The sequence below is a fragment of the Simplicispira sp. 125 genome (genome assembly GCF_003096555.1).
GTDB lineage: Bacteria > Pseudomonadota > Gammaproteobacteria > Burkholderiales > Burkholderiaceae_C > Simplicispira.
Genome location: NZ_QEKM01000001.1, coordinates 1 through 12,673, shown reverse-complemented (window position 1 = coordinate 12,673; position 12,673 = coordinate 1). Strand labels below are relative to the sequence as shown.

General features: G+C 59.6%; 12 protein-coding genes. 7 read left to right on the top strand and 5 right to left on the bottom strand.

From position 1 onward, the window contains the following. The first annotated feature begins 89 nt into the window (after nucleotides 1–89). The 6 genes from pilB to C8D04_RS00035 all read left to right on the top strand — a co-directional run bounded on the left by pilB (nucleotide 90) and on the right by C8D04_RS00035 (nucleotide 5,714). Complete coding sequence (pilB, locus tag C8D04_RS00060) at nucleotides 90–1,826, top strand: type IV-A pilus assembly ATPase PilB (protein ID WP_116003036.1); 1,737 nt, start codon at nucleotides 90–92, stop codon at nucleotides 1,824–1,826. Between the two features lie 23 nt (nucleotides 1,827–1,849). Beyond that, nucleotides 1,850–3,067 (top strand): type II secretion system F family protein, encoded by a 1,218-nt coding sequence (locus C8D04_RS00055; RefSeq protein WP_116003035.1) that lies wholly within the window; start codon nucleotides 1,850–1,852, stop codon nucleotides 3,065–3,067. Beyond that, a complete protein-coding gene (locus tag C8D04_RS00050) occupies nucleotides 3,067–3,942 on the top strand; it encodes an A24 family peptidase (RefSeq protein ID WP_116003034.1) in 876 nt (291 codons plus the stop codon). Before C8D04_RS00055 ends, C8D04_RS00050 begins: the two co-directional genes overlap by 1 nt. Continuing rightward, the gene (gene coaE / locus C8D04_RS00045; protein WP_116003033.1) at nucleotides 3,939–4,559 is read left to right on the top strand and encodes a dephospho-CoA kinase; all 621 of its coding nucleotides are present in this window, start codon (nucleotides 3,939–3,941) and stop codon (nucleotides 4,557–4,559) included. The genes C8D04_RS00050 and coaE overlap by 4 nt, the downstream gene beginning before the upstream one ends. Before the next feature lie 159 nt (nucleotides 4,560–4,718). Continuing rightward, entirely contained in the window at nucleotides 4,719–5,474 is a 756-nt protein-coding gene (gene zapD, locus C8D04_RS00040) for a cell division protein ZapD (RefSeq protein ID WP_116005914.1), read from the top strand. Between the two features lie 15 nt (nucleotides 5,475–5,489). After that, the gene (locus tag C8D04_RS00035) at nucleotides 5,490–5,714 is read left to right on the top strand and encodes a DNA gyrase inhibitor YacG (RefSeq protein ID WP_116003032.1); all 225 of its coding nucleotides are present in this window, start codon (nucleotides 5,490–5,492) and stop codon (nucleotides 5,712–5,714) included. Nucleotides 5,715–5,751: 37 nt separating this feature from the next. On the opposite strand, the gene C8D04_RS00030 is transcribed toward C8D04_RS00035, so the two are convergent. The 5 genes from C8D04_RS00030 to C8D04_RS00010 all read right to left on the bottom strand — a co-directional run bounded on the left by C8D04_RS00030 (nucleotide 5,752) and on the right by C8D04_RS00010 (nucleotide 12,314). Then, the gene (locus C8D04_RS00030) at nucleotides 5,752–6,222 is read right to left on the bottom strand and encodes an NUDIX domain-containing protein (RefSeq protein WP_116003031.1); all 471 of its coding nucleotides are present in this window, start codon (nucleotides 6,220–6,222) and stop codon (nucleotides 5,752–5,754) included. Next, a complete protein-coding gene (locus tag C8D04_RS00025) occupies nucleotides 6,200–7,072 on the bottom strand; it encodes an ATP-binding protein (protein ID WP_116003030.1) in 873 nt (290 codons plus the stop codon). Before C8D04_RS00025 ends, C8D04_RS00030 begins: the two co-directional genes overlap by 23 nt. Nucleotides 7,073–7,116: 44 nt before the next feature. Next, nucleotides 7,117–8,352, bottom strand: a complete 1,236-nt coding sequence (gene argJ, locus C8D04_RS00020; RefSeq protein ID WP_116003029.1) for a bifunctional glutamate N-acetyltransferase/amino-acid acetyltransferase ArgJ — start codon at nucleotides 8,350–8,352, stop codon at nucleotides 7,117–7,119. A gap of 96 nt (nucleotides 8,353–8,448) precedes the next feature. Further along, the gene (secA, locus tag C8D04_RS00015) at nucleotides 8,449–11,208 is read right to left on the bottom strand and encodes a preprotein translocase subunit SecA (RefSeq protein WP_116003028.1); all 2,760 of its coding nucleotides are present in this window, start codon (nucleotides 11,206–11,208) and stop codon (nucleotides 8,449–8,451) included. A gap of 137 nt (nucleotides 11,209–11,345) precedes the next feature. Then, complete coding sequence (locus tag C8D04_RS00010) at nucleotides 11,346–12,314, bottom strand: M23 family metallopeptidase (protein WP_116003027.1); 969 nt, start codon at nucleotides 12,312–12,314, stop codon at nucleotides 11,346–11,348. 29 nt (nucleotides 12,315–12,343) lie between these two features. On the opposite strand from C8D04_RS00010, the gene C8D04_RS00005 reads away from it, so the two are divergent. Further along, entirely contained in the window at nucleotides 12,344–12,652 is a 309-nt protein-coding gene (locus C8D04_RS00005; protein ID WP_116003026.1) for a DciA family protein, read from the top strand. Nucleotides 12,653–12,673 lie beyond the last annotated feature (21 nt).

Genomic DNA, 12,673 nt, shown 5'->3' with positions numbered 1-12,673 from the left:
CCTCGTCGATTTTCGCTGTGATTTACAGCCTTGCGGCGATCAGCGATGATAGGATGGTTCATATAACTTTCCTCCTATCCATCGGTTACATGGCTGCAGTCGACTCCGCCCAGAAAGATTCCGCTTCGATTTCCCTTCCAGGTTTGGGCAGGGCATTGATTTCTGCGGGCAAGCTGACTCCTAAAGCCGCCGAAGACATCTACAAGAAGTCGCAGGCCAGCCGCACAAGCTTCATTGCCGAGGTCACAAGCACCGGCGGCGTCTCGGCCGCAGACTTGGCTCACACGGTTTCTGCTGTTTTTGGCGCGCCACTGCTGGATCTGAATGCCATCGACCCCTTGCGTCTGCCCAAGGATTTGCTTGATGCCAAGATTTGCCAAGCGTATCGCGTACTGGTTCTCAGCAAACGCAACAACCGGTTGATCGTCGCGACAGCAGACCCCACGGACCAGGAGGCGGCAGAGAAAATCAAGTTCACGACCCAGATGGGTGTGGACTGGATCATTGCCGAATACGACAAGTTATCCAAACTGGTGGATGCCAACACAAAATCCGTTGGCGAAAGCATGGACGCTTTCAATACCAGTGGTGATTTTGAATTTGACGATGTCGCCATTGAAGAATCCACCGAATCTGCAGACACCGGCGCAGGGGATGTCGAAGATGCACCTATCGTCAAGTTCCTGCACAAGATGCTGCTTGACGCCTTCAATATGCGCGCGTCTGACTTGCATTTCGAGCCTTATGAGCACCACTACCGGGTCCGCTTCCGCATCGATGGAGAATTGCGCGAAATCGCGTCGCCGCCGATTGCCATCAAGGACAAGCTGGCCTCTCGTATCAAGGTCATCTCTCGCCTGGACATCTCTGAAAAACGGGTACCACAAGACGGTCGCATGAAGCTCAAAGTGGGGCCTGACCGGGTGATCGACTTTCGCGTCAGCACCTTGCCGACTTTGTTCGGCGAGAAGATCGTGATCCGTATTCTCGACCCCAGCAGCGCCAAGATGGGTATCGACGCCCTCGGGTACGACGCCGTGGAAAAAGAGCGCCTGCTCAAAGCTATCGAACGTCCTTACGGCATGATTCTGGTAACCGGACCCACGGGCTCCGGGAAAACGGTGTCCCTGTATACGTGCTTGAACCTGCTGAACAAGCCGGGGGTCAATATCGCAACAGCGGAAGACCCATCTGAAATCAACCTTCCTGGCGTCAACCAGGTCAACGTGAACGACAAGGCTGGACTGACCTTTGCTGTGGCCCTTAAATCCTTCCTGCGCCAGGATCCTGACATCATCATGGTGGGGGAAATCCGCGATCTGGAAACAGCCGACATCTCCATCAAAGCCGCCCAGACCGGCCACTTGGTGCTCTCGACACTGCATACCAACGATGCGCCCACAACGTTGACGCGGATGCGCAACATGGGTATTGCGCCCTTCAATATTGCTTCCAGCGTAATTCTGATCACAGCCCAGCGACTGGCACGACGCTTATGCCCCCAGTGCAAGGCACCTGCAGACATCCCCCACGAAGCGCTGATCGAGGCAGGCTACGCAGAAGAAGACATCGATGGCTCCTGGGTACCCTACAAACCTGTGGGCTGCTCTGCCTGCAATAACGGCTACAAGGGGCGCGTAGGCATCTACCAGGTCATGCCCATCACCGAAGACATCCAACGCATTATTTTGCGCGATGGCAGCGCACTGGACATCGCAGAGCAAGCACGGAGCGAGGGCGTGCGCTCGCTGCGCGAGTCCGGGCTGCACAAGGCGCGCCAGGGCCTGACTTCACTCGAGGAAGTCCTGGCCGTCACCAACCTATAAGAACTATCAGACAAGGAAGCGCAATGGCAACCGCTGCATCACGGAGCATCAAGGATTTTGTCTTTGAATGGGAGGGCAAGGACCGCAACGGAAAAATCGTTCGCGGTGAAATCCGCGCATCGGGGGAAAACCAGGTGCAGGCCACCTTGCGTCGGCAGGGCGTTTTCCCCACAAAGATCAAGAAGCGCCGCATGCGCTCGGGCAAGAAAATAAAGCCCAAGGACATCGCATTGTTCACGCGGCAGATGGCGACCATGATGAAAGCAGGCGTGCCCCTGCTGCAGGCCTTTGACATCGTAGGGCGCGGAAACACGAACCCCAGCGTGGGCAAGTTGCTCAACGAGATCCGCGGAGATGTGGAAACCGGCACCTCGCTCAACGGGGCATTCCACAAATACCCAATGTATTTCGATAGCCTGTATTGCAATCTGGTCGAAGCTGGCGAAGCCGCCGGTATCCTGGAAGCTCTGCTGGATCGGCTAGCGCTTTACATGGAAAAGACGGAGGCGATCAAATCCAAGATCCGGTCTGCGTTGATGTATCCCATTTCGGTTGTTATCGTGGCGTTTGTCGTAGTAACAGTAATCATGCTCTTTGTGATCCCGGCATTCAAGGAGGTATTCGCTAACTTTGGAGCCGAACTACCAGCCCCAACACTATTTGTAATGGCAATCAGTGACATATTCATAAAGTGGTGGTGGCTGATTTTTGGTGTCATCGGTGGTGGTTTTTACTTCTTCATGCAGGCATGGCGTCGTAATGAGAAGATGCAAATAGTGATGGATCGGCTGTTACTGCGCATCCCGATCTTTGGCGACCTGATCAACAAATCTGCCGTCGCACGGTGGACCCGCACACTCTCCACCATGTTCGCCGCTGGCGTTCCGCTGGTTGAAGCACTAGATTCCGTTGGAGGTGCCGCCGGCAATTCGGTCTACGCCATGGCAACCGACAAGATCCAGCAGGAAGTGTCCACCGGCACCAGCTTGACTGCCGCCATGAGCAATGCCAATGTATTCCCTTCTATGGTGATACAGATGTGTGCCATTGGCGAAGAATCCGGTTCGATTGACCACATGCTGGGCAAAGCGGCTGATTTCTACGAAGCTGAAGTGGATGAAATGGTAGCCGGGTTGTCCAGCTTGATGGAGCCCATCATCATCGTATTCCTCGGCACCCTGATCGGCGGTATTGTGGTGTCGATGTACCTGCCGATCTTCAAGCTGGGCCAGGTCGTCTGATGCTGCTGGCACCGTGGTCGGATGCCGCGCTGGCGGGCATCCTGGGTTTGCTGGTGGGCAGCTTCCTGAATGTCGTGATCTACCGCATTCCCAAAATGATGGAGCGCCAATGGGCCGCTGAATGCGCTGACTATGCGGCAACGACTGCTGGCAACCAAGCCCCCGCGGCAACGCAGCCAGAGGTTTTCAACCTGTCCCGGCCACGTTCTCGCTGCCAGGCTTGCGGGCACCAGTTGCGCTGGTACGAAAACATTCCGGTGCTCAGCTACATATTCCTGCGAGGCCGCTGCTCCTCGTGCGGAGTCGGCATCAGTGCCCGCTATCCGATGGTCGAGCTCTTCACGGCAGGGTTGTTCTTCTTCTGCGTGCAGCACTGGGGCGCCACACCGGCCGGACTGGCATGGTGTTTCTTTTCTGCCATGCTGGTCGCCCTGGCCTTCATCGACTGGGATACCACCCTGTTGCCCGACGATCTGACCTTGCCGCTGTTATGGGCAGGCCTGCTGGCGTCAGCCCTGCAATGGATCGAGGTGCCTCTTTTCAGTGCAGTGATGGGCGCAGTTGCCGGCTACCTCTCACTCTGGCTGGTCTACTGGGGTTTTAAACTGGCCACGGGCAAGGAAGGTATGGGTTATGGCGATTTCAAGCTGTTCGCCGCGTTGGGTGCCTGGTTTGGCTGGCAGGCGCTCGTCCCGCTGATCCTGATGGCCTCCGTGGTGGGGGCCATCATCGGTATCGCACTCAAAATTGCCAGCAGCCTGCGCGAAGGGGGCTATGTTCCTTTTGGCCCCTTTCTGGCCGGTGCGGGTTTTCTCGGTATGGTTTTTGGCCCTCAGGCCATTCTGGACAACCTGCTAAAGACCCTGGGCCTGTGAACCGCGCGCCAACTTCCTCTGTACGGATAGGACTGACCGGCGGTATTGGCAGCGGGAAAAGTACGGTAGCCCGTATCCTGGTCAACCGCGGAGCAATTCTCCTGGATGCGGACCAGATCGCCCGAGAGATGACCCAGCCTGGCGGTCTGGCCATGCCGTCGATTGTTCAAACCTTTGGATCCGAATACATGGATGCCAGTGGGGCCCTGGACCGTGCACGCATGCGTAACCTCGCTTTTTCCAGGCCTGAGTCGCGCAAACAACTCGAAGCTATTCTCCACCCCCTGGTTGCCCAATGCACTGAAAGCCGTGCCTACGCTGCAGAAGCAGCGGGGCGGCGCCTGCTGGTATTTGACATCCCCTTACTGGTGGAATCAGGGCACTGGCCACGCCAGCTCGATGCAGTGGTGGTGGTTGATTGCCGAACCGAGACACAAATCGACCGCGTCATGGCGCGCAATGCCCTTGACCGAAAAACCATTGAAGGCATCATTGCTGCGCAGTCCAGCCGGGCTGTCCGGCGCCGGGCAGCCGATGCAGTCCTCTACAACGACCAGTTGTCCCTGGAAGCACTGCAATCCCAGGTGGATGCACTCGCCACACGGTTCGGGCTATGATGAGCGCCCAGGAAGCAGCCCGCAGAACATGCTCGCGATCCCCATGAAAAAAACGCCCCCCCCTATGCCACCATACCTCGGTAGGCCATGGCTGCGCGGCGCAATCCCGACAAGCCCCCTTCGTCCTTCAGGGCGGCCCCCCACCCGGAACCTGGCAGCGTGATTCTTTACGAATACCCCTTCAACGAACGCATTCGCACCTATCTGCGACTGGAACTGCTGTTCCGGCGGCTGGGCGAACTCATCGCTCGCACCGAGGCACTGGACCACCACTTTGCCTTGACCACCATCTTCGAGATCATGGACGTCGCCGCCCGTGCTGATCTGAAATCGGATGTGCTCAAAGACATTGAAAAACAGAAACATCAGCTGGACGGCTACCGTGGCAACCCTGCCATCTCGGAAGCAGCGCTGGACGGCATCGTAGCCCAACTCGACCACTGTTTCACCCGCCTGAACACCCAGACCGGCAAGACAGGCCAGCCCTTGACGGAAAACGACTGGCTCATGGCCATCCGCAGCCGGGCTGGTATTCCGGGAGGCACCTGTGGTTTTGACCTGCCTAGCTACGCTGCCTGGCAGCACCGCCCCGCAAAGGAGCGACAGCAAGCACTCGAAGGCTGGGTCAGCACGCTGGCTCCGTTGGCAGAATCCATTTTTCTGCTGCTCAAGCTTCTGCGCGACACAGGCGTCGCCCAAAAGGTGGCTGCCGAACGGGGACAACTGCAACAAAACCTGCCCCAGGGCCGCACCTTTCAGTTGCTGCGCCTGCGCATTGACCCCGCACTGGGATTAGTCCCCGAGATCAGCGGCAACCGGCTTATGGTTTCAGTGCGCCTGATGCAGCAGCAAGCTGATGGGCATTTGCTGGCCAACACGGAAGACGCCGTTTTTGAACTGACCCTGTGCGCCTGAGGACGCTGTGGAACCATGTCACCCCAGCCACCCACTGATTCTTCATTCGCTCGCCAGGTGGCCTGTCCCGCCTGTCGCGGCCCCAGCCTCTATAGCCCACAAAACCCCTGGCGCCCATTCTGCAGTGAGCGTTGCAAGCAGATGGATCTGGGCGCCTGGGCGAGTGAAGGGTTTCGCGTCCCTGCCGAGGCACCTCCCGACGAGGCGCCTTTTGGCGATCCGCGCAAAAATATTGAGTAAAAATCCACTCTAACGCTTATACAGCAAGCGTTAGCAGCTATTTTTTTAATAGTATTTCAGGATCGAACGGTACACCACGCTCCTGGGCCAGCCAGTCCAGCACAGGCACGGCGCCCGGCAATACCGGGCGCACCACAGGGGGCCAAGCTTGCCAGGACATGGCCTGGCCTTCGCGCATCTCCAAGTCGCCCGTCCATTCCCACACCTTGCACCAGTGCAGCCGCACGAGCGCGTGAGGATAATCGTGTTCCGTCACTTTCCAGACCTGCGCCGGGCCGATGGTGACGCCAAGCTCTTCGATCAGTTCACGGCGTAGCGCCTGCTCGACGGTCTCGCCCGCTTCGATCTTGCCGCCCGGAAACTCCCAATAACCGGCATAGGCCTTACCGGGCGGCCGGGTGGTGAGCAGCAAAGCGCCATCACGGCGCAACAGGATGCCCACCGCCACTTCAGTGTGCGTGCGCGGTGCGGGGGACGTGGCGGCTTCAGCCACCGTGGCGCCCTGCATAGTCGCGGGCAAACTGGTAGGCCACGCGGCCGCTGCGCGAACCACGCTCCAATGCCCAGACCAGCGCTTCGGGGCGCGCTGCCTCAATAGAGGCAGCAGACACTCCCAACGACGCCAGCCACTGCGCGGTGATGGCCAGGTATTCATCCTGGCTGAAAGGGTAAAAGCTCACCCACAGACCAAAACGCTCCGAGAGAGAAATTTTCTCCTCCACCCCTTCTCCCGGATGGATTTCACCATCATCGGTATGCGTGTAGCTGAGGTTCTCCCGCATGTATTCGGGCAGCAGATGGCGGCGGTTGCTGGTCGCGTAGATCAGCACATTGGGCGTGGCAGCCGCTACCGAGCCATCCAGAATCGACTTGAGTGCCTTGTAGCCCGGCTCACCGTCTTCGAAGCTCAGGTCATCACAGAAGACAATGAATTTTTCGGGCCGCCCGGCCACTACTTCCACGATGTCCGGCAAGTCGGTGAGATCGGCTTTGTCCACCTCGATCAGTCGCAGCCCCTGCGGTGCATAGGCATTCAGACAGGCCTTGATGAGCGAGGATTTCCCCGTGCCACGCGCACCGGTCAGCAGCACATTGTTGGCCGCGCGCCCTTCGACAAACTGCCGCGTGTTGCGCTCGATCTTTTCCTTCTGACCGTCGATTTTCTTCAAGTCCGCCAACTGCATCGCAGCCACATGGCGTACAGGCTCCAGCGTGCCGTGGCCACTGCTGCGCTTGCGGTAACGCCAGGCGATAGCCCCCGACCAGTCGGGCGCGCACAAGGGCTGCGGCAACACGGACTCGATGCGTGCGATGAGTTGCTCTGCACGCATCATCAGATGGTCAAATTTATCGTTCATTTCGGCACCAAGAGCTTACACATCAAGCGCTAACAGCTAGCAATTCAGGAGCGATAATCCGCATTGATGGTGACATAGTCATGGCTCAGATCGCAGGTCCACACCGTCTCTGCAGCATCACCACGTCCCAGCACAACGCGCACTGTGATTTCGCTCTGCTGCATGACGCGCTGTCCGTCTTCTTCTCGGTACTCCGGGTTGCGCCCGCCTTTCACCGCCACATGTACATCGTCAAGGTACAAGTCGATGCCGGTCTGGTCCAGGTCATCGATACCGGCATAACCCACGGCGGCCAGGATGCGGCCCAGGTTCGGGTCGCTGGCGAAGAAGGCCGTCTTGACCAGCGGCGAATGCGCAATCGCGTAGGCCACCTTGCAGCATTCCTCGCCCGTCTTGCCACCCTCGATGCGGATCGTAATGAACTTGGTGGCACCCTCACCGTCCCGCACGATGGCATGCGCCAGTTGCTGCGCAATGTGCAACATGGCCGCCTTGAGCGTCCGGCCCTCGGGACTTTCCAGTGAGGTGATGAGCGCATTGCCCGCCTGGTGCGTGGCGACGACCATGAAGCAGTCGTTGGTCGAGGTATCACCATCGATGGTGATGCGGTTGAACGACTGATCGGCAAGCTCACGCGCCAGTTGCTGCACCAGGGCGGGTGCCACACAGGCGTCGGTTGCCAGAAAACCCAGCATGGTGGCCATGTTCGGGCGGATCATGCCAGCGCCCTTGCTGATCCCCGTGACCGACACCGTGGCGCCGCCCAGTTGCACCTGGGTGCTGAACGCCTTGGCCACCGTATCGGTGGTCATGATGCCTTCGGCCGCACGGCCCCAATGGTCGGGGCGCGCATCGGCAAGGGCCGCAGGCAGCCCAGCCGTAATGCGGTCAACTGGCAGGGGCTCCATGATGACGCCAGTGGAGAACGGCAGCACTTGCGTGGAGGCGACACCCAGCTGCGCGGCCAGTGCATCGCAGGTGGAGCGGGCACGCTGCAGCCCATCCTGGCCGGTACCGGCATTGGCGTTGCCGGTGTTGACCACCAGGGCACGAATGCCTTGGCCCTGGTGCAACGCCAGGGATTCACGGCACACCTGCACGGGCGCTGCGCAAAAACGGTTCTGCGTGAACACACCGCCGACGGTCGCCCCTTCATCGAGCAGAAAGACCGTCAGATCCTTGCGGTGGGCCTTGCGCACACCGGCTTCGGCGACGCCAATGCGCACCCCGGCGACCGGGTGCAGGTCCGAGGGAACGGGAGCGGAGAGATGAACGGGCATGGTGTTTCCTTCCAAAAACTCGGCCGATGATACGCAGTCACCGTGCCACCGAAATGAAAACACGGGCCGAAGCCCGTGTCAGATGCGAAAGCAGGTTCAGGCGAGCTTGCCGTGGCACTGCTTGTATTTCTTGCCGCTTCCACAAGGGCAAGGATCGTTGCGACCCACGCGGCCACCAGCGGCCACTTTTTGCTGCACGCTCAGTGTTCTTTCATCCACCGTGGTTTCCACCTCGCCGGTTTCCGTCGGCGCGGTGTAGGTCACATTGGCAATGTTCTCAGCCCGTTGCTCCATGTCTTCGGCCACTTGGTCCAGTTGGTCAGGCGACTGCACCTGCACCGTCATCAAGATCTTTGTGACCTCGTTCTTCACCATATCGAGCAGTTGGCGGAACAGTTCAAAGGCTTCGCGCTTGTATTCCTGCTTGGGCTGCTTTTGTGCATACCCGCGCAGGTGGATACCCTGGCGCAGGTAGTCCAGCGCGCTCAGGTGATCACGCCAGTTGGAGTCGAAAGTCTGCAACAACACTACACGCTCGAACTGGGTGAAATTCTCCTGGCCCACCAGTTGCACCTTCGCCTCGAAGGTGTCATGGGCGGCTTGAACGACCTTCTCCAGAATTTCATCGTCGGTGACGGAGCTGGACCCTTCCACCAGCGACTGCAACGCCATCGGGATCTGCCACTCTTCGGCCAGCACCTTTTCAAGCGCCGGGAGATTCCATTGCTCCTCGACCGATTCCGCAGGAACATGTTCACGCACAATGTCGCTGAAGCAGTCCTCGCGCATGGCGGCGATCACGTCGGACAGATCGGCGGCATCAAGAATGTCATTGCGCTGCTGGTAAATCACCTTGCGCTGGTCGTTGGCCACGTCGTCGTATTCAAGCAGCTGCTTGCGCACATCAAAGTTACGCGCTTCGACCTTGCGCTGTGCCGATTCGATGCTGCGCGTGACGATGCCGGCCTCGATGGCTTCTCCATCGGGCATCTTGAGCCGATCCATGATGGCCTTGACACGGTCACCCGCGAAGATGCGCATCAGCGAATCGTCCAGGCTCAGGTAAAAGCGCGAGGAGCCAGGGTCACCCTGGCGGCCCGAACGGCCGCGCAACTGGTTATCGATACGGCGTGACTCATGGCGCTCAGTGGCAATGATGCGCAGGCCGCCCAGTTCTTTGACTTTGTCATGCTCGACCGACCAGTCAGCGCGCGTCTGGGCAATGCGCGACTGCTTCGTGCTCTCATCCAGGGTTTCATCGGCCTCAATGGCAGCGATGTCCTTCTCGATATTGCCGCCCAGCACAATGTCCGTTCCGCGGCCTGCCATGTTGGTAGCAATGGTGATCATGCCAGCGCGCCCGGCCTGGGCCACGATGTCGGCCTCGCGGGCGTGCTGCTTGGCGTTGAGCACCTGGTGCGGCAAGCCCACCTTGTTCAACAGCTCATCGATGATCTCGGAGTTTTCGATCGAGGTGGTACCCACCAACACGGGCTGCCCGCGCTCGTGGCACTCGCGGATGTCCTTGATGGCCGCTTCATACTTCTCGCGCGTCGTCTTGTACACGCGGTCGAGCTGGTCGTCGCGCTTGCTCGGGCGGTTGGGCGGAATCACCATGGTTTCCAGGCCGTAGATTTCCTGGAATTCATAGGCCTCGGTATCGGCCGTTCCCGTCATCCCCGAGAGCTTGTTGTAAAGGCGGAAATAGTTCTGAAAGGTGATCGAGGCCATCGTCTGGTTCTCGGCCTGGATTTGCACGCCTTCCTTGGCTTCGACGGCCTGGTGCAGTCCTTCGCTCCAGCGGCGCCCCGCCATCAGGCGGCCAGTGAATTCGTCAACGATGACGATCTCGCCCTCTTGCACCACATAGTGCTGGTCCCGGTTATAGAGGTGGTTGGCGCGCAGCGCAGCATACAGGTGGTGCATCAGCGTGATGTTGGCCGGATCGTAGAGCGAGGCGCCCTCCGGAATCAGGCCGTTGGCTGCCAGCACACGCTCGGCTGTCTCGTGGCCCTGCTCGGTCAGGAACACCTGGTGCGTCTTTTCGTCCACCGTGAAGTCACCAGGCTTGGTGACGCCTTCACCCGTACGCGGATCGGCCTCACCTTCCTGGCGCACCAGCAAGGGAACAATTTTGTTCATCGCCAGATAGGTCGCTGTGTGGTCTTCGGCCTGGCCACTGATGATGAGCGGAGTGCGCGCCTCGTCGATCAGGATGGAGTCCACTTCATCGACGATGGCAAAGTTCAGCTTGCGCTGCACGCGGTCATTTGCCTCGTAGACCATGTTGTCGCGCAGATAGTCGAACCCGTACTCGTTGTTCGTGCCGTAGGTGATGTCGGCGTTGTAGGCGGCCTGCTTTTCCTCGCGTGGCATATTGGGCAGGTTGATACCCACCGTCAGCCCGAGAAAGTTGTACAGACGCCCCATCCACTTGGCGTCGCGGCCTGCCAAATAGTCGTTCACCGTCACCACGTGCACACCGTCGCCGGACAGGGCATTGAGGTACACCGGCAGGGTTGCCGTCAGTGTCTTGCCCTCGCCGGTACGCATTTCAGCGATCTTGCCGTAGTGCAATCCCATGCCGCCAAGAAGCTGCACATCGAAATGGCGCATCTTCATGACGCGCTTGGAACCTTCGCGCACCACCGCAAACGCTTCGGGCAGCAGCGCATCGAGCGATTCGCCAGCGGCTACGCGGTCCTTGAATTCCTGTGTCTTGGCACGCAGTGCATCATCGCTCAGCGCCTCGTACTCGGGCTCCTTTGCATTGATGATGGCCACCGTCTTGCGGTACTGCTTGAGAAGCCGGTCATTGCGGCTGCCGAAAATTTTAGTGAGAAAGTTGGTGGCCATGCGAACAGGTTCGCCCTGCGCGCCAGTGCACGCCGAACGACCAGAATCCTGTGAAGTAGTGAGTTCAGTTGGGGCCTGCGCCTGCTAATACAAGCAGTCCGCCGTTACCGGCAGGCTCTGGCCCCCAAAAAGCGATTTTACCTGCCTGCAGACAGCGCGGGCTCAGCAGCACCTTGCAATGCGACCTGCGCGCCGGGGGCTCCTCCTGCCAAGAGGAATTTCTGGGGGTTCTGCGGCACGCCCTGCACCAGCACCTCGAAATGAAGATGCGGCCCGGTCGAGCGCCCTGTGGTCCCCACCTCGGCAATCTTCTGGCCACGGCGCACCAGGTCGCCGCGCTGGACCAGTACCTTGGATGTATGGGCGTAGCGGGTGACCAATTGGTTGCCATGGTCCAGCTCGACCATGTTGCCAAAGGCTGGATGGAACTCCTGGGTGATGACCACGCCGCCCGCAGCAGCAACGATATCCGACCCGGTAGGGGCCGGAAAGTCGAGCCCTGCATGCAATGCGGACTTCCCCGTGAAGGGATCGATGCGAAAACCAAACGTGGAACCAGCCGCCGTGCCCGGCACGGGGAGCTCGGTGGGAGCCATGTATTTGCTGATGCGCTGGTCAAACAAGCGCGACTCCAGCACCGTCATCAGGTCGATGCGCTGGCCCGCCACCTGTTCCAGCTCGGCAAGGCTGGCCTCCAGTTCCTGCACCGTGAGAGAGCGCGCCGACAGCAAGGCCCCACCCATGCCCGGCAATCGCGCCTTGTCGGCTGGAGGCGTAATGCCTGCGAGTCCTGAGACACGGTCCCCCAACGATTCGAGCTCCACCATGCGCGCCTGCATTTCGCCCAGCTTGCGGGCAATGGCATCCAGGTTGTGTCGCATGAAGCGGTCACGCTGCTCGAATTCATCTTGCACCACCAGCCGCACCAGCGATCCGACCACGGGCCAGCCTTCCCGCGCGCCTTTGAGAAACACCAGATGGTAGAGAAGAGCCGCCACGCACATCAGCACCAGAGACGCCGCCAGGGCTGCCGCCACCAGCCGCCCCCCGGTCAACTGGAGCGTCCTGCTGCGGGTCAGCCGCGAGTCCATGATAATCAACTGCATTCTTGATTTCCTGTATTTCCCAAGCCCCCATGAACCGCCGCCACCACGCCGTCACCCTGCAACAAGCTGCAGACGAAGCGCCCATGCTGGCGAAACTGACAGCGCTATCGCGGGAATCGAGCGAACGGCTTCGGGCGGTGGAATCCTTGATTCCGCCTGCACTGCGCCCGGCGCTGCAGGCCGGCCCCATTGAGGGCCAGACCTGGTGCCTGGTGGTGCGAAACAACGCAGCAGCGGCCAAACTGCGCCAGTTGCTGCCTGCCATGCAGGCCCATCTGCGCAGCAAGGGGTGGGAGGTTAACGTGATTCGCCTGAAAATTCAAACCGGAACGTCTTGAATACAAGGGAAAACCCCTGGT

Excerpts from the sequence above, each read along its gene's own strand:
- C8D04_RS00030 (WP_116003031.1), bottom strand. The coding sequence starts at position 6,222 with ATGCAGGGCGCCACGGTGGCTGAAGCCGCCACGTCCCCCGCACCGCGC.
- argJ (WP_116003029.1), bottom strand. The coding sequence starts at position 8,352 with ATGCCCGTTCATCTCTCCGCTCCCGTTCCCTCGGACCTGCACCCGGTC.
- C8D04_RS00050 (WP_116003034.1), top strand. The coding sequence starts at position 3,067 with ATGCTGCTGGCACCGTGGTCGGATGCCGCGCTGGCGGGCATCCTGGGT.
- secA (WP_116003028.1), bottom strand. The coding sequence starts at position 11,208 with ATGGCCACCAACTTTCTCACTAAAATTTTCGGCAGCCGCAATGACCGG.
- C8D04_RS00010 (WP_116003027.1), bottom strand. The coding sequence starts at position 12,314 with ATGCAGTTGATTATCATGGACTCGCGGCTGACCCGCAGCAGGACGCTC.
- C8D04_RS00035 (WP_116003032.1), top strand. The coding sequence starts at position 5,490 with ATGTCACCCCAGCCACCCACTGATTCTTCATTCGCTCGCCAGGTGGCC.
- pilB (WP_116003036.1), top strand. The coding sequence starts at position 90 with ATGGCTGCAGTCGACTCCGCCCAGAAAGATTCCGCTTCGATTTCCCTT.
- C8D04_RS00055 (WP_116003035.1), top strand. The coding sequence starts at position 1,850 with ATGGCAACCGCTGCATCACGGAGCATCAAGGATTTTGTCTTTGAATGG.
- C8D04_RS00025 (WP_116003030.1), bottom strand. The coding sequence starts at position 7,072 with ATGAACGATAAATTTGACCATCTGATGATGCGTGCAGAGCAACTCATC.
- C8D04_RS00005 (WP_116003026.1), top strand. The coding sequence starts at position 12,344 with ATGAACCGCCGCCACCACGCCGTCACCCTGCAACAAGCTGCAGACGAA.